Source organism: Mycetocola sp. 2940 (genome assembly GCF_040548835.1).
GTDB lineage: Bacteria > Actinomycetota > Actinomycetes > Actinomycetales > Microbacteriaceae > Mycetocola_A.
The window spans coordinates 124,139-142,765 of record NZ_JBEPSK010000001.1 but is presented as its reverse complement, the minus strand read 5'-3'; the positions used below and the strand labels follow the sequence as shown (position 1 = coordinate 142,765).

At 67.0% G+C, this 18,627-nt stretch carries 17 protein-coding genes; 7 read left to right on the top strand and 10 right to left on the bottom strand.

The window, feature by feature from the left end; genetic code table 11:
* Positions 1-79 precede the first annotated feature (79 nt).
* Positions 80-1,147, bottom strand: coding sequence for an anthranilate phosphoribosyltransferase (gene trpD / locus ABIE24_RS00675; protein ID WP_354495811.1), 1,068 nt, complete (start codon positions 1,145-1,147; stop codon positions 80-82).
* 103 nt (positions 1,148-1,250) lie between these two features.
* Here trpD and ctaE point away from each other — a divergent pair, with 103 nt between their 5' ends.
* Genes ctaE through ABIE24_RS00650 form a run of 5 tightly spaced genes read left to right on the top strand, consistent with a single transcriptional unit; the run spans position 1,251 to position 6,387 of the window.
* On the top strand, positions 1,251-1,919 hold the full coding sequence (gene ctaE, locus ABIE24_RS00670; protein ID WP_354495809.1) for an aa3-type cytochrome oxidase subunit III: 669 nt from the start codon (positions 1,251-1,253) through the stop codon (positions 1,917-1,919).
* Between the two features lie 20 nt (positions 1,920-1,939).
* On the top strand, positions 1,940-2,755 hold the full coding sequence (gene qcrC, locus ABIE24_RS00665; RefSeq protein ID WP_354495807.1) for a cytochrome bc1 complex diheme cytochrome c subunit: 816 nt from the start codon (positions 1,940-1,942) through the stop codon (positions 2,753-2,755).
* Between the two features lie 43 nt (positions 2,756-2,798).
* Positions 2,799-3,881 carry a cytochrome bc1 complex Rieske iron-sulfur subunit gene (gene qcrA, locus ABIE24_RS00660; protein WP_354495805.1) on the top strand — a complete coding sequence of 361 codons (1,083 nt, stop codon included), beginning with the start codon at positions 2,799-2,801 and terminating at the stop codon, positions 3,879-3,881.
* Entirely contained in the window at positions 3,878-5,506 is a 1,629-nt protein-coding gene (gene qcrB / locus ABIE24_RS00655) for a cytochrome bc1 complex cytochrome b subunit (RefSeq protein WP_354495803.1), read from the top strand. The genes qcrA and qcrB overlap by 4 nt, the downstream gene beginning before the upstream one ends.
* A gap of 41 nt (positions 5,507-5,547) precedes the next feature.
* Positions 5,548-6,387, top strand: a complete 840-nt coding sequence (locus tag ABIE24_RS00650; protein ID WP_354495802.1) for a methyltransferase domain-containing protein — start codon at positions 5,548-5,550, stop codon at positions 6,385-6,387.
* 418 nt (positions 6,388-6,805) lie between these two features.
* On the opposite strand, the gene ABIE24_RS00645 is transcribed toward ABIE24_RS00650, so the two are convergent.
* The 5 genes from ABIE24_RS00645 to ABIE24_RS00625 form a co-directional block, all read right to left on the bottom strand.
* Positions 6,806-7,222: a cytochrome c oxidase subunit 4 gene (locus tag ABIE24_RS00645; RefSeq protein WP_354495800.1), complete on the bottom strand. Its 417-nt coding sequence runs from the start codon at positions 7,220-7,222 to the stop codon at positions 6,806-6,808.
* Positions 7,222-8,952: an aa3-type cytochrome oxidase subunit I gene (ctaD, locus tag ABIE24_RS00640; protein WP_354495798.1), complete on the bottom strand. Its 1,731-nt coding sequence runs from the start codon at positions 8,950-8,952 to the stop codon at positions 7,222-7,224. Before ctaD ends, ABIE24_RS00645 begins: the two co-directional genes overlap by 1 nt.
* Before the next feature lie 2 nt (positions 8,953-8,954).
* Positions 8,955-9,860, bottom strand: coding sequence for an aa3-type cytochrome oxidase subunit II (gene ctaC / locus ABIE24_RS00635; protein WP_354495796.1), 906 nt, complete (start codon positions 9,858-9,860; stop codon positions 8,955-8,957).
* Positions 9,861-10,033: 173 nt separating this feature from the next.
* A complete protein-coding gene (gene erpA / locus ABIE24_RS00630) occupies positions 10,034-10,393 on the bottom strand; it encodes an iron-sulfur cluster insertion protein ErpA (protein ID WP_354495794.1) in 360 nt (119 codons plus the stop codon).
* A gap of 107 nt (positions 10,394-10,500) precedes the next feature.
* Positions 10,501-11,916 (bottom strand): dipeptidase, encoded by a 1,416-nt coding sequence (locus ABIE24_RS00625; protein WP_354495792.1) that lies wholly within the window; start codon positions 11,914-11,916, stop codon positions 10,501-10,503.
* Between the two features lie 39 nt (positions 11,917-11,955).
* Between ABIE24_RS00625 and ABIE24_RS00620 the strand changes: the two genes are divergently transcribed.
* Positions 11,956-12,543 carry a DUF3043 domain-containing protein gene (locus tag ABIE24_RS00620; protein WP_354495791.1) on the top strand — a complete coding sequence of 196 codons (588 nt, stop codon included), beginning with the start codon at positions 11,956-11,958 and terminating at the stop codon, positions 12,541-12,543.
* 12 nt (positions 12,544-12,555) lie between these two features.
* Here ABIE24_RS00620 and ABIE24_RS00615 read toward each other — a convergent pair whose 3' ends face one another.
* The 3 genes from ABIE24_RS00615 to hisD form a co-directional block, all read right to left on the bottom strand.
* Positions 12,556-13,590, bottom strand: coding sequence for a quinone-dependent dihydroorotate dehydrogenase (locus tag ABIE24_RS00615; RefSeq protein ID WP_354495790.1), 1,035 nt, complete (start codon positions 13,588-13,590; stop codon positions 12,556-12,558).
* A gap of 29 nt (positions 13,591-13,619) precedes the next feature.
* Positions 13,620-14,114, bottom strand: a complete 495-nt coding sequence (gene nrdR / locus ABIE24_RS00610) for a transcriptional regulator NrdR (protein WP_354495789.1) — start codon at positions 14,112-14,114, stop codon at positions 13,620-13,622.
* A gap of 833 nt (positions 14,115-14,947) precedes the next feature.
* Positions 14,948-16,258 (bottom strand): histidinol dehydrogenase, encoded by a 1,311-nt coding sequence (gene hisD / locus ABIE24_RS00605; protein ID WP_354495788.1) that lies wholly within the window; start codon positions 16,256-16,258, stop codon positions 14,948-14,950.
* A 99-nt stretch (positions 16,259-16,357) separates the two neighbouring features.
* Here hisD and ABIE24_RS00600 point away from each other — a divergent pair, with 99 nt between their 5' ends.
* Positions 16,358-16,852 carry a flavin reductase family protein gene (locus ABIE24_RS00600; protein WP_354495787.1) on the top strand — a complete coding sequence of 165 codons (495 nt, stop codon included), beginning with the start codon at positions 16,358-16,360 and terminating at the stop codon, positions 16,850-16,852.
* A gap of 2 nt (positions 16,853-16,854) precedes the next feature.
* On the opposite strand, the gene ABIE24_RS00595 is transcribed toward ABIE24_RS00600, so the two are convergent.
* A complete protein-coding gene (locus ABIE24_RS00595) occupies positions 16,855-18,609 on the bottom strand; it encodes a hypothetical protein (protein ID WP_354495786.1) in 1,755 nt (584 codons plus the stop codon).
* Positions 18,610-18,627 lie beyond the last annotated feature (18 nt).

Genomic DNA, 18,627 nt, shown 5'->3' with positions numbered 1-18,627 from the left:
TGCTGGCGAACCGGAACCTGCTGCCGGCTGGGGCAGCGTGCACTCAACCTAGCGGCCGCGTCGCGCGGGCGTAAGGGGTTCAGGCCTGCGGGGACCGACCGCGGGTGGCGCGCACCCACTCGTCGAGTTTCGCTGCCGCGCGCCCGGAATCGATCGACTCGCGGGCGACCTCCAGTTGTGCGGCGAAACGCTCGAGAATGCCGAGCTGCATCTGCGAGGGGTCCTCGGCGAGGCGATAGGCGACGAGGCCTGCGGCGGCGTTGAGCAGGACGATGTCTCTCACCGGGCCCTGCTCCCCCGCCAGGACACGGCGGACGACGTCGGCGTTGTGCTGGGGGTCCCCGCCGATGAGGTCACTCATCGTGGACCGCGAGATCCCCAGGTCTCTCGGGTCGAGGTCGTGCTCGGTGACCAGCCCGCGGCTGATCTCCCAGATGTGGGAGTGCCCGGTGGTGGTGAGCTCGTCGAGCCCGTCGTCACCGCGGAAGACGAGCGCCGTCGCGCCGCGCGTCTGGAACACGCCGACGAACAGGGGCACGCGGTCCAGCTGGGCGACACCGACCGCCGATGCCTCCGGCCTGGCCGGGTTGCACAGCGGGCCGAGGTAGTTGAAGACCGTCGGCACCCCGAGGTCGGCGCGCACCGGGGCGGCGTGCCGGAATCCCGGGTGGAAGGCAGAGGCGAACGCGAAGGTGATGCCGGTTTCGGTGAGGGCGGATGCCACGGCGTCGGGTGAGAGCGCCAGGTCGAGTCCCAGCGCCGACAGCACATCGCTGGCGCCGGAGGTCGAGCTCACCGCTTTGTTGCCATGCTTGATGACCGGAACACCGCTCGCAGCAACGACGATGCATGCCATCGTGGAGATGTTGACAGTCCCGAACCGGTCTCCCCCGGTGCCGACGATGTCCAGCGCCATCGAATCGACCGGGAGTGCGACGGATTTGTCGAGGATGGCGTCGCGGAATCCGACGATCTCGTTCACCGACTCGCCCTTCGCACGCAGGGCGACGAGGAACCCGGCGATCTGTGCCGGGGTGGCCTCCCCGCTGATGACCTGTTCCATCGCCCAGGTGGCCTCTGCCACGCTCAGGTCGTCGCCATTGAGGAGCGTGGTGAGGACATAGGGCCAGCTTGGGGAGTCAGACATGACTCAAATGTTATCGACCGAGGCGCCCGGGGCGAATTCACGGCTGATTCCCGGGCGCCGCTGAGGGTTCCTGAACCTCCGAGACTTGCCGGAGGAGCTGTGAATGCGAAAAACCCGCCGGGATATCGGCCATAATGGAGAGGTGACGAGCACTTCATTGAACTATGCGGCGAGAGCCCCGAAGATCAACAGGCCAAACACTGTCGCTGTGGGCACCATCGTGTGGCTCGGCAGTGAGGTCATGTTCTTCGCGGGGCTTTTCGCGATCTATTTCACCCTCCGTTCGGTAGCCCCGGACCTGTGGGCCAGCGAGACCGCCCTGCTGAACATTCCGTTCTCGACGGTCAACACGATCATCCTGGTGGCCTCATCGTTCACCTGCCAGTTCGGAGTGTTCGCCGCGGAGCGGATGCAGCCCCGATCGGTGGGCTGGAAGCCCAGCCAGTGGGGCATGGTCGAGTGGTTCTTCCTCACCTACGCCCTCGGTGCGATCTTCGTCGCCGGCCAGATCTTCGAGTACGCCACGCTGGTGAGCGAGGGCGTCTCTCTCTCGTCCAACGCCTACGGCTCGGCGTTCTACTTCACCACCGGATTCCACGGGCTCCACGTCACCGGAGGTCTCATCGCTTTCCTCCTTGTGATCGGTCGCGCATACGCCGTCAAGTCGTTCGGCCACAAGGAAGCGACAAGCGCCATCGTCGTCTCCTACTACTGGCACTTCGTCGATGTCGTCTGGATCGGCCTCTTCTTCGTCATCTACGTACTTCAATAGCAATCGGAGACAGCACAGCAATGCCCAGGACAACATCACGTTCCGCGTCCATGAGCCGGAAGCAAGGTCGCCGTAGCCCGCTCGCCACGATCTCGCTCCTCGCCGTCGGCCTCCTCTTCACCGGTGGCGCCTACGCTGCCTTCTCGACGAGCACCGCCAGCGCCGAGACCCCGGCCGCCGTCAGCGCTGCCAGCGTCGAAGACGGAGAAAAGCTCTTCCAGGCCAACTGCGCCTCCTGCCACGGCCTCGCGCTCGAAGGAACCGAGAACGCGCCGAGCCTCATCGGCGTCGGCGCGGCAGCTGTGGACTTCCAGGTGGGCACCGGGCGGATGCCGATGCAGGCGCACGGGCCGCAGGCCCCGCAGAAGCCGGTCCAGTTCACCGAAGACCAGGTCCTCTCCCTTGCCCAGTACGTCGCATCGACCGCACCCGGCCCGGCCATTCCGGACGAGTCCCTGCTCGACGGCGAAGGCGACGTCGCCAACGGCGCCGAACTGTTCCGCATCAACTGCGCCATGTGCCACAACGTCGCCGGAGCCGGTGGAGCACTCACCGAAGGCAAGTACGCACCGGGCCTGACCGGTGTCGAGCCCGAGCACATCTACGAAGCCATGGTCACCGGACCGCAGAACATGCCGGTCTTCAACGACACGAACCTCACCCCTGAAGACAAGCGGGATGTCATCTCGGCACTCAAGTTCATGGAAGAGAACCCCTCCCCGGGCGGAAACCAGCTCGGTTCACTCGGCCCCGTGGCCGAGGGACTCTTTCTCTGGATCTTCGGCCTCGGAAGCATCGTCGCGATGACCGTGTGGATCGCCGCACGGTCGAACTAGGCACCAGGCTTTCGGACAATGCGCAGAATCACTAAGGAGCAACATGGCACAGGACGATAACAGCGGCACGGACATCGCCGCTGCCGACTCGTCGAGCACCGGCCACGGCACAGAACACGCCGTCGGCACGGCGATTGTGACCAGGGACGCGGTTCAGAACCCGGGTTTCCCCCCTCACCGTCACCGGGTCACCGACCTGGACCCGCAGAAGGAGAAGAGCGCCGAGCGCACCGTTTACACGCTCTTCTACCTCTCCATCGTCGGCAGCGTGCTGGCCATTGCGGCGTACATGGCGTTCCCGATCGTGCCAGAGGACATCGCATCCGTCCGGCTCAACAACCTCTTCATCGGTCTCGGCCTGACGCTGGCGCTGCTCGCGCTCGGTATAGGAGCCGTGCACTGGGGCAAGTCCCTCATGGCGGCTGAGGAAGGCATCGACCTTCGCCACCCCGTGCGGGGCAGCGAAGAGACCCGGGCGCGGGCAGTCGAGATCTTCGACGAGATGAACCAGGACTCCGGGTTCGGCCGTCGCTCCCTGATCCGCAACAGCCTCATCGGTGCTCTCATTGCGTTCCCTCTGCCTGCCGTCGTCCTGTTCCGCGGTCTCGCCCCCGAGAACCAGAACCCGGTCGACCTTCTGAAGCACACGATGTGGGAAGCCGGCGACAAACTCGCCCGTGACCCCTCCGGTCTGCCGATCAAGGCATCCGACGTCACCATCGGCTCCGTCTTCCACGTGATCCCCGAGAAGCTGGCCGAAGTCGGCCACAGCGAGGGCTACCTCGAAGAGAAGGCCAAGGCCATCGTCCTGCTCATGCGCCTGAAGCCCGAAGACCTCGTCGAAGACGAGGACAAGAAGGACTGGTCGTACGACGGAATCGTCGCATACTCCAAGGTGTGCACCCACGTCGGCTGCCCCGTAGCCCTGTACGAGCAGCAGACTCACCACCTGCTCTGCCCGTGCCACCAGTCGCAGTTCGACGTCACCAACCACTGCGCCGTGATCTTCGGACCCGCGGCACGTCCCCTTCCGCAGCTTCCGATCGCTATCGATGACGAGGGCTACCTCATCGCGCAGAGCGATTTCCGCGAACCTGTGGGCCCGAGTTTCTGGGAGCGTCATTGAACACCGTCACGGCTCCGGCCGAACCCACGACACCGACACCGGTCAAGAAGTCCGGTGGCTTCACGGCAGCGGCCTCGAACTACATCGACGAGCGGACGAGCGTCTCGATCATCGTCAAGGAGCTCGGTCGAAAGATCTTCCCTGACCACTGGTCGTTCATGCTCGGCGAGGTGGCGCTGTACAGCTTCGTCATCATCCTGCTGTCCGGCACATTCCTGACGTTCTTCTTCGAGGCGTCGATGGCCGAGGTCCACTACGAGGGCTCCTATGTGCCGCTCAAGGGCATCGAGATGTCCGCGGCCATGGCGTCCACGCTCGACATCTCTTTCGACATCCGCGGCGGCCTTCTCATGCGCCAGGTTCACCACTGGGCGGCACTGCTGTTCGTGGCGTCGATCGGCCTGCACATGCTCCGGATCTTCTTCACCGGCGCGTTCCGCAAGCCACGCGAGCTGAACTGGGTGATCGGATTCATCCTCTTCATCCTGGCCATGGCCGAGGGATTCACCGGCTACTCGCTGCCTGACGACCTGCTCTCCGGAAACGGACTCCGCATCATCGACGGCATGGTGAAGGGCATCCCGCTCATCGGAACCTGGACGTCGTTCCTGCTGTTCGGCGGCGAGTTCCCGGGCACCGACATCGTCGGCCGGCTGTACTCGCTGCACATCCTGTTGCTGCCGGCGATCATCCTCGTGCTCATCGCCCTCCACCTCCTCTTCGTCGTGGTGCACAAGCACACCCAGTACTCAGGTCCTGGACGCACGCCGGAGAACGTCGTCGGTTACCCGATCATGCCCGTGTACGCGTCGAAGGCCGGTGGGTTCTTCTTCATCGTCTTCGGCATCGTGATGCTCATCGCTTCGCTGTTCACGATCAACCCGATCTGGAACTACGGCCCGTACGACCCGTCCCCGGTCTCTGCCGGCACCCAGCCTGACTGGTACATCGGCTTCGCCGACGGCATCCTCCGGCTGGCGCCGTCGAACTGGGACATCGTCCTCTTCGACCACACCTTCTCGTTCGGGATCCTGGTTCCGCTCACCGTTGTCGGGCTGTTCATCATGATCGTGTTGTTCTACCCCTTCATCGAGGCGTGGATCACCGGTGACAAGCGCGAGCACCACATCCTCGACCGTCCCCGCAACGCCGCCACCCGCACGGCGATCGGCGCAGCCGGTGTCACCTTCTACGCCTGCCTCTGGGCGGCAGCGAGCTCCGACATCATTGCGACGCACTTCAAGGTCACCATGGAAGGTGTCATCCACACTCTCCAGGTGCTTCTCTTCGTCGGACCGGTGATCGCCTACTTCATCGCCAAGCGGACCTGCCTGGCGCTGCAGAAGAAAGACCGCTCCATCGCCCTCCACGGGTACGAGTCTGGCCGTATCGTCCGCCTCCCCGGTGGCGAGTACATCGAGGTGCACGAGCCCGTCGATGACTTCGAGCGCTGGAAGCTCGTCAGCCACGAGTCGTACCAGCCGCTGATGATCCGCCCGGACTCGCGCGGACGCATCACGGTGGCCCAGCGGGCACGCGCGGGACTCTCCCGGTGGTTCTTCGAAGACCGCATCGACCCGATTACCCGGGGCGAGCTGGAGTCCTCGCACAACAACCACCACTAGGACGACTCACTATCGATCGGGCAGCGTTGACCCTCCACCGTTTGGCAGGGGGGCTTCGCTGCCCGTTCTGTTTCTCCGCCGGATCCGGCTCGCTGCCGCTCTCCCCCGCCGGCGCGCTCGTCCTCGGCTGCGACAACGGGCACCGGGTCGACGTGAACAAACGCGGCTACGTGTCCCTGCTGCCTCCCCGGACCCGAGTGGTCGGCGACAGCGCAGAGATGCTGGCCGCCCGGGCGCGGTTCTTCGCCACCGGGGCATACCGGCCGATCGCTGATGCCGTCGCCGCGGCCTGTGCTGCGGCCGTCTCCAGCCCGCCCGGCCGGATCGCTGAGATCGGATGCGGCACCGGTTACTATCTCGAGGCTGCCAGCGCCGCCCTGGCGGCCGAGGACATCCTCGCCGCGGATCTGTCGCCTGCCGCCGTCCGCGCCGCCGTGAACGGGGTTTCCGGTGCTGTGGGCGTGGTTCTCGACGTCTGGCAGCCGCTCCCCCTCGCCGACGCGTCGCGCGACGTCCTGCTCAGCGTCTTCGCCCCGAGGAACCTGCCCGAGTTCGCCCGTGTGCTCCACACGGACGGATGCCTCGTCGCCGTCGTTCCCACGGGGAACCATCTCCGTGAGGCGCGCGCCGCCGGGCTCGCGCTCGACGTGCCCGAGGGTAAGGCGGACGAGCTGGCCCTGGCAGCGGAACCCTGGTTCGACGAAGAGGCGCGCACCGAGGTCGAGTTCTCCATGACGCTCGACGACGACGCCCTCGGACTGCTGATCGGCATGGGCCCCTCCGCCCACCACGGTCTCACTGCCGACGACAGCAGCGTTCCGGCGCCCGACCGGATCACGGCATCCGTCACCGTTCTTACGCTGCGCCGACGGTCACAGTAGGAGATCCTGCCTGAGGTCCGGCGTGTCACACCCGCCCGGCGGCGTGTCGGTCGAAATCTCCTGATTATGAGGTGGGGCAGCGCGGGCCGCCCGGTGGCTCCCCCAGCACTCGGGTCCGACGCGGCGCTCAACGGAGGAAGACAGACTTTCCGCTGCTCCTCACGTCGTAACGGCACCCGTCACGGTTCTCACCTTCAGGCTCCGGCCACATCTCACCCTGCGGCTTCGGCCACAGTAGGAGATCCTGCCTGGGGTCCGGCGTGTCGCACCCGCCCGGCGGCGTGTCGGTCGAGATCTCCTGATTATGAGACGGGGCAGCGCGGCCCGGTGGCGGCTCCCCCGCCGGCCTTGCGCGGGGGCAACGAACCGGCAAACGGCCAGGCGCTGAAGCGCCTGGCCGTTCGTCGATCTGAGGTTGTCAGTGGGCGTGGTAGCCCCGGTAATACTCGTACGTCCAGCCGATCACGGCGACGAGCAGGAGCGGTGCGGCAATGAAGGACATCCAGAATCCGACGGAGAGTCCAAGCATCATGAGCGCCCCACCGCCGGCCATGATGATCGGCCACCAGCTCCACGGGCTGAAGTGCCCGAGTTCAGGGTCACCGTCATCGATGTTCGCGCTGAGGATGTCTTCGGGCAGTTCGCCGCCCTGGTGGCGGTGCACCCGGTTGAGGTAGAAACCGAGGAACAGCGACAGGATCGCCGACAGCCCCAGGGCGACGGCTCCGACCTCCTCGATCTCGCGGGTGTCCGTCAGGCTCCAGACGATGTACAGCACGTCGGCAAGGCCGAAGAAGACGGCAAGGATCCAGAAGAGGTTGACGTTCGCTTTCATTACTTCACTTCACCTTCCGCGCGGTCGTACGTTGGGGCATCCGGGGCATCCTTCGCCGGTCCGATACCGACGGGGATGCCGGCTTCGGGGTGGTTCAGGTCGAAGGCCGGGCGCTCGGAACGAATGCGCGGAATCGACGTGAAGTTGTGGCGGGGCGGCGGGCAGGAGGTCGCCCACTCGAGCGATCCGCCGTAACCCCACGGGTCGTTGACGGTGACCTTCGGCGCCTTGCGTGCGGTGACGTAGACGTTCAGGAAGAACGGCAGCATCGACAGCGCGAGGATCATCGACCCGACCGAGGACAGCTGGTTCATCCAGGTGAACCCGTCCTCAGGTGAGTACGTCGCGTACCGCCGGGGCATACCGACGACGCCGAGCCAGTGCTGGATGAGGAACGTCGTGTGGAACCCGATGAAGAGCAACCAGAAGTGCCAGTAGCCGAGCCGCTCGTTGAGCATCTTGCCGGTCCACTTGGGCCACCAGAAGTAGAACCCGCTGAACATGGCGAAGACGACGGTACCGAACACGACGTAGTGGAAGTGCGCCACAACGAAGTAGGTGTCGGACACGTGGAAGTCGAGCGGCGGGGAGGCCAGGATCACACCGGTGAGGCCACCGAACGTGAAGGTGATCAGGAAGCCGATCGCCCAGAGCATCGGGGTCTCGAAGGTCACCGATCCGCGCCACATCGTGCCGACCCAGTTGAAGATCTTCACACCGGTCGGAACAGCGATGAGCATCGTCATGAGGGCGAAGAACGGCAGCAGGACGGACCCGGTGACGTACATGTGGTGCGCCCACACGGTGACAGACAGTGCCGCGATCGAGATCGTCGCATAGACCAGCGTCTTGTACCCGAAGATCGGTTTGCGGCTGAAGACGGGGAAGACCTCGCTCACGATGCCGAAGAACGGCAGCGCGATGATGTACACCTCGGGGTGGCCGAAGAACCAGAACAGGTGCTGCCAGAGGATCACTCCGCCGTTCTCGGCGTCGTAGATGTGGGCGCCGAACACCCGGTCGGCGCCGAGCGCGAAGAGCGCGGCCGCGAGGACCGGGAAGGCCATCAGGACGAGGAGCGACGTGACGAGGGTGTTCCAGGTGAAAATCGGCATCCGGAACATGGTCATGCCGGGTGCGCGCATCGTGATGATCGTCGTGATGAAGTTCACGCCACCGAGGATCGTTCCGAAGCCGGAGAGTGCAAGACCGAGCACCCAGAGGTTTCCGCCGATACCCGGCGAGAACGTCGTGCTCGACAACGGCGCGTAGGCGAACCAGCCGAAGGATGCCGCACCCTGCGGGGTGAGGAAGCCACCGACGGCCAGCAGGCTGCCGAACAGGAACAGCCAGAACGCGAACGCGTTGAGCCGCGGGAAAGCGACGTCAGGGGCACCAATCTGCAGCGGCATGAGCGCGTTGGCGAAACCGGCGAACAGCGGCGTCGCGAACATGAGCAGCATGATCGTGCCGTGCATGGTGAACAGCTGGTTGTACTGTTCCTTCGTCTCCAGGATGCTGAGACCCGGCTCGAACAGCTGCGCCCGGATGATCAGCGCCATCACGCCGCCGATGAGGAAGAACAGGAACGAGGCGATCAGGTACATGTACCCGATCGTCTTGTGGTCAGTGGAGGTGATCCAGCTGACGAGGACGTTGCCCTTGCGCTCGACGGTGTTCTTGTTGAGAACACGGGCCTGCCCGGCCGGAATCTCGAGTGTCGTAGCCATGGCTAGTTACCTTCTTCCTCGGCGCGCTCGACGGCATCGGTCCCTGGCAAGTTGGTGTTGCGAGAGAACTCTTCGTCGAATTCGCCGATCTGGTCCTTGTCGGCAAGCGACTGCAGGTAGTCGTCGTACTCGGCCTGCGAGACGACCTCGACGTTGAAGAGCATGAGCGAGTGGTATTCGCCACAGAGCTCGGCGCACTTTCCGGCGTAGGTTCCCTCACGTTCAGGAGTGAACGACATGTAGTTGGTTTTTCCGGGGAACATGTCCTTCTTGTAGAGGAAGTCGATGACCCAGAACGAGTGGATGACGTCGCGCGATTCGAGAGCGATGGTGACGTCCGCGCCGACCGGCAGGTACAGGGTCGGGAGCTTCTCCTGGTCGATGGTGCCGCGTTCGGCGCCTTCTTCCTGCTCACCCTGGACGCCGGCGGACCAGACGTCTTCGCCGTTCACTGCTTCTTCGTAGATGAAGTCCCAGGCCCACTGCTTCGCGAAGACCGAGATCTCCACGTCGGGGTCGTCGTGCTGCGTCTCAATGGCAGCCTGGTCCCGCGCCGTGAAGGCGAAGAACCCGAGGACGAGGATGAGCGGCACGATCGTGTAGAAGATCTCGATCGGCATGTTGTAGCGCATCTGGACCGGCAGGCCGGTCTGGCCCTTCCTGCGGCGGTAGACCACGATGGCCCAGATGATGAGCCCCCAGGTGAGCAGACCCACGAGGAGGAGGATGATCCACGAGGTGACCCACAGACCGGCTACCCGCTCGGTGTGGTTGGTGACGGGCGGTTCGCCCTCCACAAAACCTGGGAGATAGCCGTGCAGTTCGGCCTGGGTACAGCCGGCCAGAACCACGGCAAGCGTGAGAGCAACCGGTATAGCAGCCCATCGGAGTCGACGATTCGAGCGCACCTGGGACCTTTCGATGACAGTGTTATTTCAGCCATCAGTCTAGCCCGATCCCACGCGCGGCTCTGGACCATTTCGGGCCCGTCGCCCGGATTCCAGCGGCTCCGCCCGGGTTAAACGGTGCAGGGGACGCACCGTTCCCGGCGCGTCCCCTGCACGAAAACCTGAATATCCGCCTAGTGGAAGCTGTCTCCGCAGGCGCAACTGCCGCCTGCGTTGGGGTTGTCGATCGTGAAACCCTGCTTCTGGATGGTGTCTTCGAAGTCGATCGAGGCGCCGTCGAGGTACGGAACGCTCATCTTGTCGACGATGACCTCGACGCCGTTGAAGTCGACAGTGGCGTCTCCGTCGAGGACACGCTCGTCGAAGTACAGCTGGTAGATGAGGCCGGAGCAGCCGCCGGGCTGCACAGCGACCCGGAGTCGGAGGTCGTCGCGACCTTCCTGCTCGAGCAGGCTCTTCACCTTGGCTGCTGCCGTGTCGCTCAGCCCGACGCCGTGAGCGGGCGGGGCGGATGTCAGCGTCGTGTCGCTCATGACTCTCCTTGGTAGGTCGTGCTCGCAGGTATTGCGAATTCCGGATTCATTCTACGCATCTCAACCGGGCGAGTCCTGTGGGAATTCCCGGCCAGGCGAATGCGGCCTCAGCGCTCGTTCGCGTTCAGGCGACCGAGCAGCAGCGCCTCAGCGAGGATCGAGCGGGAGAACACCCCGAGGTGCAGGGATTCGTTCGGGCTGTGCGCCCGGGAGTGCGGGTCCTCCACCCCGGTGACGAGGATCTCCGCTTTCGGGAACTCGCGCACCAGGTCGGCGATGAACGGAATCGACCCGCCGACGCCGAGCTCGACAGGTTCGACGCCCCAGGCATCCGCCATCGCGCGTTTCGCCTCGCCGACCGCATATCCACTGGTGTCGACGAGGAACGGGTCGCCGACGTCGAGGTCGTCGATTTCGATCGTCGCCCCGAACGGCGCGTTCGCCGTGAGATGACGCTCGATCGCGTCGGCGGCATCCCTGGCGCTCTGGCCGGGGGCGACCCGCGCGCTGATCTTGACGGAGATGGACGGGGACAGGGTGTTGGATGCGTTCGCGACGGTGGGGGCGTCGATGCCGGTGACGGTGATCGACGGCTGCGACCAGATCCGGCTGAGGATCGGGCCGGTGCCGATCGGCCTGGTCCCCGGCAGCAGTCCGGCTTCTGCGCGGAGCTGCTCCTCGGAGTACTCCGGGGTCTCCCCCTCGTGCCGGGTGAGGCCGTCGACGGCGACCGAGCCGGCGTCGTCCCAGAAGGTGGCCAGGAGTCGGATGCCGGCGAGCATGGCATCCGGGACCGCTCCCCCGAACATCCCGGAATGCGAGGCGTGCTCGAGGGTTCGGATGGTGAGGCGGAACGTGACGTTGCCGCGCAGGGCGATGGTGAGCGCCGGCGTCTTCTCGTCCCAGTTATTCGAATCCGCGACGATGATGGCATCCGCTGAGAGCGCCTCACGGTTGGCGGAGAGGAAATTGGCGAACGAGCGGGAACCGAACTCCTCTTCGCCCTCGATGAAGAGCGCCAGGCCGAGGTCGAAGTCGTCTCCGACGGCGTCGGTGAGGGCGCGGAGCGATGCGATGTGCGCCATCACGCCCGCCTTGTCGTCGGCGGCGCCGCGCCCGTAGATGCGGTCGCCGCGCACGGTCGGTTCGAACGGCTTCGAGTCCCAGTCCTCGTCCTTCCCGGGCGGCTGGACGTCGTGGTGCGCGTAGAGCATCACCGTGGGCCGGCCGTTCCTGGCCTTCCTGGTGGCGAGCACGGCGGGTTGCCCGAGTTCCGTCCCTTCGCCGATCGGGGCCTGCCGGATCTCGACGCTGTCGAAGACCCCGGTCGCCTCCGCCAGGGCCGCGACCGCCTCAGCGCTCTGCCGCACGTGGGCCGGATCGAAGGCAGCCCAGGAGACACTCGGGATCCGCACCAGGCGCGACAGGTCGGCGATCGTCGACGGCAGCCCGGTCGCGACCGACTCGCGGATCGCTTCGTCGACGGCAGAAAGTGAAGGGACGTGCTCGGCGGTATCGGTCATGCAGGTAATCTTAAGAGATATCCAGCGCAAGGACTCATCGTGACCAAGCACACCCCAGACTCGTCTTCCGAGCCCGTTCTCGAAACCGCCCAGGAGACGGCTGACCGTCTCGCCGGCGGCAAGGGCCGCCCCACCCCGACCCGCAAGGAGAGGGAAGCGCTCAATAAGCGCCCGCTGGTGCCCGGCGACCGCAAGGAAGCGGCGAAGGCAGCGAAGGCCAAGATGGCCGAGTCCCGCGAGAAAGCCCGTCTCGGCCTGGCCGCCGGCGACGAACGCTACCTTCCGGTGCGTGACCGCGGCGTGCAGAAGCGCTTCGTCCGCGACGTCGTCGACTCCCGCTTCAACGTCGGTGAGTTCCTGATCCCGGTCATGTTCCTCGTGATCGTCCTCACCCTCTTCCCCGCGGTGGTTCAGGTCTATGCGATGCTGCTGCTGTGGGTGTTCTTCGCGATCGCCGTGCTCGACGCGATCTGGCTCGGCTTCCAGGTCAAGAAGAAGCTCGCCGCGAAGTTCGGTGAGAACTCGGTCGAGCGCGGTGTGCGCTGGTATGCGGCGATGCGCGCGTTCCAGATGCGTGTGCTGCGTCTGCCGAAGCCGCAGGTCAAGCGCGGGCAGCGCCCCGTCTGAGGCTGATCCGGCTCAGGCCGCGGTTCGGCGTTCGCTGAGACCGCGGTTGATCTGGCGCGCCCAGAGTGGTCCCTGGTAGAGGAACGCCGTGTAACCCTGCACGAGGGTGGCACCGGCCGCCAGCCGTTCGGCGACATCCTCTGCGGTCTCCACGCCGCCCACCGAGATCACGCAGAGCCCTGCCGGGACGACGGAGCGGATGAGCCGCAGCACCTCGAGCGACCGAGCCGCGAGCGGGGCTCCGGAGAGTCCCCCCGCTCCCGCGGCTTCGACGACGGCAGCGGGTGTCGACAGCCCGGTTCGGGCGATCGTGGTGTTCGTCGCGATGATCCCGTCCAGGCCGACCTCGACAGCGAGTTCCGCGATCCGCCGAACCTCGTCGTCAGTGAGGTCGGGCGCAATCTTCACCAGGAGTGGTGTGGCACCGGCGGCCTGCTTGACGGCGGTGAGGAGCGGTGCGAGTTTGTCGAGTTCCTGCAGGCCGCGGAGTCCCGGCGTGTTCGGCGAGCTGACGTTGACGACGAGGTAGTCGGCGACGGGAGCGAGCAGCCGCGTGCTGGTGAGGTAGTCGGCGATGGCGGCTTCGACGCCGACGACGCGGCTCTTGCCGATGTTGACCCCGAGGACCGGGCGCCCGGGGACGGTCCGGATACGGGCCAGGCGACGCGCAGCGGATGCCGCTCCCCCGTTGTTGAAACCCATCCGGTTGATCACGGCGCGGTCGGGCACGAGGCGGAACAACCGCGGCTTGGGGTTCCCGGGCTGGGAGTGCGCGGTCAGGGTTCCGACCTCCACGTGGCCGAAGCCGAGGGCACCGAGCCCGATCACCGCGTCGCCGTCCTTGTCGAACCCGGCAGCGACACCGAATGGGCTGTCGAAGTGCAAACCGAGGGTGTCGACACCGAGGTCGGCCTGCGGCCGGGTGAAGCGCCGGGCCACCCGGGCGAGCCCGAGTGCGGGCAACGCCTGGATCGCAACGAAGGCGAGGTGGTGGGCGCGTTCAGGATCAAGCCTGGACAGGACGGAGGTGAAGAGAATGCGATACATGCCGTTGCAAGGTTACCCTGCAGCCGGTGTCACGCCTGCGCGGGCTCCGCCGTGGCTTCCTTTGGAGCATCCGTCGTCTCGTGCTCGTTCCGAAGCAGGGTGATCGCGTCCTCGAAGTCCTCGAGTGAATCGAACGCCTGGTAGACACTGGCGAACCGGAGGTAGGCGACCTCGTCGAGCTCGCGGAGCGGCGTGAGGATCGCGAGCCCGATCTCGTTGGCGTCGATCTGGCTGGTGCCGGTCTGCCGGATCGACTCCTCGACCTTCTGGGCGAGCACAGCGAGGTCGGAGTCCGTCACCGGCCGGCCCTGGCACGCCTTGCGCACGCCCGAAACGACCTTCTCCCGGCTGAACGGCTCGACCACTCCGCTGCGCTTGATCACGTTGAGGCTGGCGGTCTCGGTCGTCGAGAAGCGTCGACCGCACGACGGGCACTGCCGGCGCCGGCGGATGGAGAGTCCATCATCGCTGGTGCGTGAGTCGATGACGCGGGAATCGGGGTGACGGCAGAACGGGCAGAACATGGATCAAGACTAGCCGAGGGCGCAGGGCTGCGGTCTGGTCTGGTCTGGTCTGGTCTGGTCTGGTCTGGTGGAAGCCGCGGGCTGCCGACCGGGGCGCGTTCAAGGCTTGGCGCGGGTGTTCCGGCCGGCCTCACGATCGGCCGCGCGGGTATCCCGGTCGCGCGCGGGTGCGATCGCGCCCGCGCCCGACGAAAACACCCGCGCGAGCGCGGAGCGACGAGCCGGCCGGCCTCAGGATCCGCCGCGCGGGTATCCCGGTCGCGCGCGGGTGCGATCGCGCCCGCGCCCGACGAAAACACCCGCGCACCGTCGTATGTGGACATGATCAGCACCACGGGATGCCGTGCCGCAGCCATGCACGAGGCATCCGCCCTTCCGGTCGCGCGAGGGGCTCGGAACGGCAGCGACCCGGTGCTTTTGCGCACACCGAAAGACGACCGGATGAGCGGTGCAAGCTGCGGCTGGATCGCTCCTGCACACGCGCGGGTCTTTCAGTCGCGCGCAGGTGCGATTGCGCCTGCGCCCGGGCAAAAAGACCCGCGCAAGCCCTTCCGAGAGGACCCGGACGTCATCCAAGCCACGGATGCCGTGCCACGGGTTCTCCACGGCCGTCCTTCCGACGACTCGCTCCCCAGACCCTGCGCGGGTCTTTCAGGCGCGCGCGGGCGCGGTTGCGCCCGCTCCCGGCGAAAACACCCGCGCGAGAGCGGAGCCGACGAGCAGGTCCGACCTCAGGATCGCCTGCGCGAGCGCCGAGACGACGGGCAGCACCTGATGTGCCCCGGCCGGGTGAACATGATCGCCGGCAACTCGGAGTCGGCGAACCTGGCGGCTCAGTCCGTCGGGAACCGCGCCGTGACGGCGTCACCGTGCGCGGGGAGTGCTTCAGCGCGCGACAACGCGACCACCTGCGCGGCCACCTCGGCGAGGGCCGCCCGGTCGTAGTCGATGACCTGCTGCGGGCGCAGGAAGGTGTACGCGCCGAGCCCGGAGGAGAACCGCGACTGACCTCCGGTGGGCAGGACGTGGTTGGAGCCGGCGAGGTAGTCCCCGAGGCTGACGGGCGAGTGTGCCCCGAGGAAGATCGCGCCGGCGCTCGTGATGGCACCGAGGACGGCTTCGTTGTCCGCGGTCTGGATCTCGAGGTGCTCAGGCCCGTAGGCGTTGCTGAACCGGGCGGCTTCGTCGAGGTTGTCGACGAGCACGATCGCCGACTGCGGTCCGCCGAGCGCTTCGGTGACCCGGGCTGAGTGCTCGGTCGTTCCCGCGAGCGTGCCGAGGTGTGCTTCGACCGCGTCCGCCAGCTCGGGCGAGTCGGTGACGAGGAGCGACGCGGCCGCTTCGTCGTGCTCGGCCTGGCTGACGAGGTCCGCGGCGACGAGCAGCGGGTCTGCCGAACTGTCGGCGATCACGAGGATTTCGGTCGTCCCGGCTTCGGAGTCGATGCCGACCACGCCGCGGACGAGCCGTTTGGCGGCGGCGACGTAGATGTTGCCTGGCCCCGTGACCACGTCGACCGGGTCGAGACCGAGCGACGGGACGCCGTACGCGAGGGCGCCGATCGCGCTCGCGCCGCCCATCGCGTAGATCTCGTTGATGCCGAGGAGCCCGGCTGCGGCGAGGATGGTGGGGTGTACCGCTCCCCCGTGCTCGCGCTGCGCCGGCGACGCGAGGGCGATCGAACCGACTCCGGCGACCTGCGCGGCGACGACGTTCATGACGACACTGGACGGGTACACGGCCTTGCCGCCCGGAACGTAGAGTCCGACCCGGTCGACCGGTTGCCACCGCTGGCGAACGGTGGCCCCGGGCGCGAGAGTTGTCGTCACCGGGTCGGGGACCTGGGCGCTGGTTGCACTGCGCACCCGCTCGATAGCCGCCTCGAGGGCGCTGCGGACACCCGGGTCCAGTGCGTCCACCGCGGCGCTGACACCGGCAGGGTCGACTCGGATGGCCACCCCGTCCACCCCGTCGAACTGGGCCGCGTGACGCTGGAGGGCCTGTTCGCCGTCCGCCCTCACCTCGTCGATCAGCCGGCTGGCGGCATCCGACGCGACGGAGACGTCGACGACCGGTCGTGGGATGAGAGAGAGCAGTTGCGCGCGGGTAGGCTTGATTCCGCGGAGGTCGAGAGTCTGGATCATGGCGATCCCAGCTTATCTGCCACGCCCTGGCCGGATGCTTCCTCCGGCGGGTGCGCGCACGGCCCGGCCGGCATCCGTCTTGAGAGAAAGCACACAGCGATGAATTCGATGCAACCCGACCTCGACGCCTTCAAAGCTGCTTTCCGCCGTCACGCAGCCGGAGTCGCGGTGATCACTGCACGGGACGCAGCGGGAGTGCCCGTCGCGTTCACGGCGACGTCTCTGGCGTCGCTGGCCGCCGTTCCACCGCTTGCGACGTTCAACATGGCGCGAAGCGCGAGTTCGTGGCCGGCGATCGCCTCGACCGAACGGGTCGCCATCCACATGCTCGGCGCACGGAACCGCGGGCTCGCAGAGATCATGAGCGGCGATCACGCCGCCCGGTTCATCGGTAACCACTGGCACGAGGGGGCTGACGGCCTGCCGATTCTCGACGGCGTCACGACGTGGATGAGCGGCAGAATCATCGAACGGCTGTCGGTGCACAACAGCGCTGTCGTCGTCGTGCAGATCGAGGGCGGAGAGATCGGCCCGGACGACGAGCCACTCATCTACCACGAGCGGCGGTACGTTCGTCCGGGCGACATCGCCTGACCTCACCCCCGAGTGATGCCTTCGATGTTCCGCAGCACGCCGATTCGCCCGTCGTCGTGCCGCATGACGAGCTCCGACCCCCGATCGACGATGGCGAGTGCCCACGCGGTCGGGCCGATCTCGAAGACCGTCGCGCCGGAGACCTCGTCGACGACAGGACGCGGCACAGGTGAGTAGACCCAGAACGGCTGGGTCGAGAAGACCGCGGTCGGCGCCGAAGCGATGGGACCGGAGTCGTCGGACGCCTCGGCGCCAGACGCGTCCGCTGCGGCGCGGGCCGAAACATGGCTGAACGCTGAGACAGGCGCTGGCCCGGAGGCGTCGCTGTCCTGGTCGTCGTCGCTGTCCTGGTCGTTGTCGCTGTCGTGGTCGTCCCGGTATTTATCGAACGGCACCGCGGCGACCCCCTGCGGGTCGACGGCGGGGACCTCGGTGGCAACGACCGGGTCGACGGATGCCGGTTCGACAGCGACCGGGGGTGCCTCTCGTTCGTCGTCGGACTCGATCGGCAGTGCCCGCGTCGCTTCGGCATCCGAGGGACGCTCGCCAGCGGAAGCGGAAGCCGCAGGCTGGTCCTCAACCGCCTGCTGGCCCTCAACGGCCTGCTGGCCGGGAGCCCGCGTCGGCTCGACCGGCCGCGCGTCTGGGGCTGTGTCCGGCGCCTGCTCCGGGATGGACGTGTGCTCCGGCGGGTAGGCCGCAGCGCCCACCGGGGCGACCGCGCCGGTGGAGGAGAGGAACAGGGCGACGGGCTCGTCGACAGGCGGGGCGGCCTGGGATCCCTTGCGCTGGTAGGCGGCGAACTCTCCCGGTCCGGCCTTCGGCATAGACAGGCCGGACTCGCGGGGGTACGGCGCAGGCTGCTGCGGCGCTGCCGCGGGACGCTCGGCGCGCGGGCGCCGCGGGACCGCGTTGGCAGGACGCGCAACGGGATGGGCGTCGACCGGGGGCCGGCCGAGGAAGTCGGCACTGAACAACGGGATCCAGGGTGCGATGGTCGTGACGACCACCGCGAGGAGGGAGAACAGAAGTCCGACGACCACGCCTGCCCCTGGTTCGAGGATGTCCGACCCGCCACCGAACCAGGCCGGGAACCCCAGGATGAGGAAAAGGGCGCCGAGGTAGAAGCCGGCGGTGACGAGGGAAGCCGCCGACGCGAACTGGTCGACAGACAGCGAACCCACCGAAAGACGCCGGGTCCGGGCGAGCCGACGGGCAACGACAAGCGCGGCGGCGGCAACGAGGAGGAGCGCCGCGGGCAGGACGAGCCAGGGCGCGGGAGACCAGGCGCTCGCGTAACCGAAGACATCCGCGTAATCCCCCGCGAGGAACGGCAGGAAGGAGGCGATCAGGACGAGGGCGGCCGCCCCGAGGAAGAGCGCTTCACGCAGTGTGAACGGTCCGACGCCGTAGGGCACGCCGTTGCGGTCGACCTTGGGGCGCGGCGGCCGAACCGGCCGTGATGCGGCGGGTGCCGGTTGCTGCGGGGACGCCGGAGCGAACGGCTGCTGCGCGTAACCGGGTTGCGGGTAGCCGGGTTGCGGGTAGCCGGGTTGCTGGTAGCCGGGCTGCTGGTAACCGGGTTGCGGGGCCGCACCCGGTGGCGCATAGGAAGGCTGCGGAGCGGGGTACGGCTGCGGCGGATATCCACCGGCCTCGCCGTAGGGCGGCCGCGGCGCGAAGGGTGGCTGCTGCTGGGGCTCCCCCGCGACCGGCCCTGTGCCTTCCGGGTGTTGCGGCGTGTTCGGGTTGGTCATGGGGTATTCCTTCGTTTC

Bases quoted from the DNA above. Each gene is read 5' to 3' on its own strand.
- trpD (WP_354495811.1), bottom strand. From the start codon at position 1,147: ATGTCTGACTCCCCAAGCTGGCCCTATGTCCTCACCACGCTCCTCAAT.
- ctaE (WP_354495809.1), top strand. From the start codon at position 1,251: ATGCGAAAAACCCGCCGGGATATCGGCCATAATGGAGAGGTGACGAGC.
- qcrC (WP_354495807.1), top strand. From the start codon at position 1,940: ATGCCCAGGACAACATCACGTTCCGCGTCCATGAGCCGGAAGCAAGGT.
- qcrA (WP_354495805.1), top strand. From the start codon at position 2,799: ATGGCACAGGACGATAACAGCGGCACGGACATCGCCGCTGCCGACTCG.
- ABIE24_RS00645 (WP_354495800.1), bottom strand. From the start codon at position 7,222: ATGAAAGCGAACGTCAACCTCTTCTGGATCCTTGCCGTCTTCTTCGGC.
- ctaD (WP_354495798.1), bottom strand. From the start codon at position 8,952: ATGGCTACGACACTCGAGATTCCGGCCGGGCAGGCCCGTGTTCTCAAC.
- erpA (WP_354495794.1), bottom strand. From the start codon at position 10,393: ATGAGCGACACGACGCTGACATCCGCCCCGCCCGCTCACGGCGTCGGG.
- ABIE24_RS00625 (WP_354495792.1), bottom strand. From the start codon at position 11,916: ATGACCGATACCGCCGAGCACGTCCCTTCACTTTCTGCCGTCGACGAA.
- ABIE24_RS00615 (WP_354495790.1), bottom strand. From the start codon at position 13,590: ATGTATCGCATTCTCTTCACCTCCGTCCTGTCCAGGCTTGATCCTGAA.
- nrdR (WP_354495789.1), bottom strand. From the start codon at position 14,114: ATGTTCTGCCCGTTCTGCCGTCACCCCGATTCCCGCGTCATCGACTCA.
- hisD (WP_354495788.1), bottom strand. From the start codon at position 16,258: ATGATCCAGACTCTCGACCTCCGCGGAATCAAGCCTACCCGCGCGCAA.
- ABIE24_RS00600 (WP_354495787.1), top strand. From the start codon at position 16,358: ATGAATTCGATGCAACCCGACCTCGACGCCTTCAAAGCTGCTTTCCGC.
- ABIE24_RS00595 (WP_354495786.1), bottom strand. From the start codon at position 18,609: ATGACCAACCCGAACACGCCGCAACACCCGGAAGGCACAGGGCCGGTC.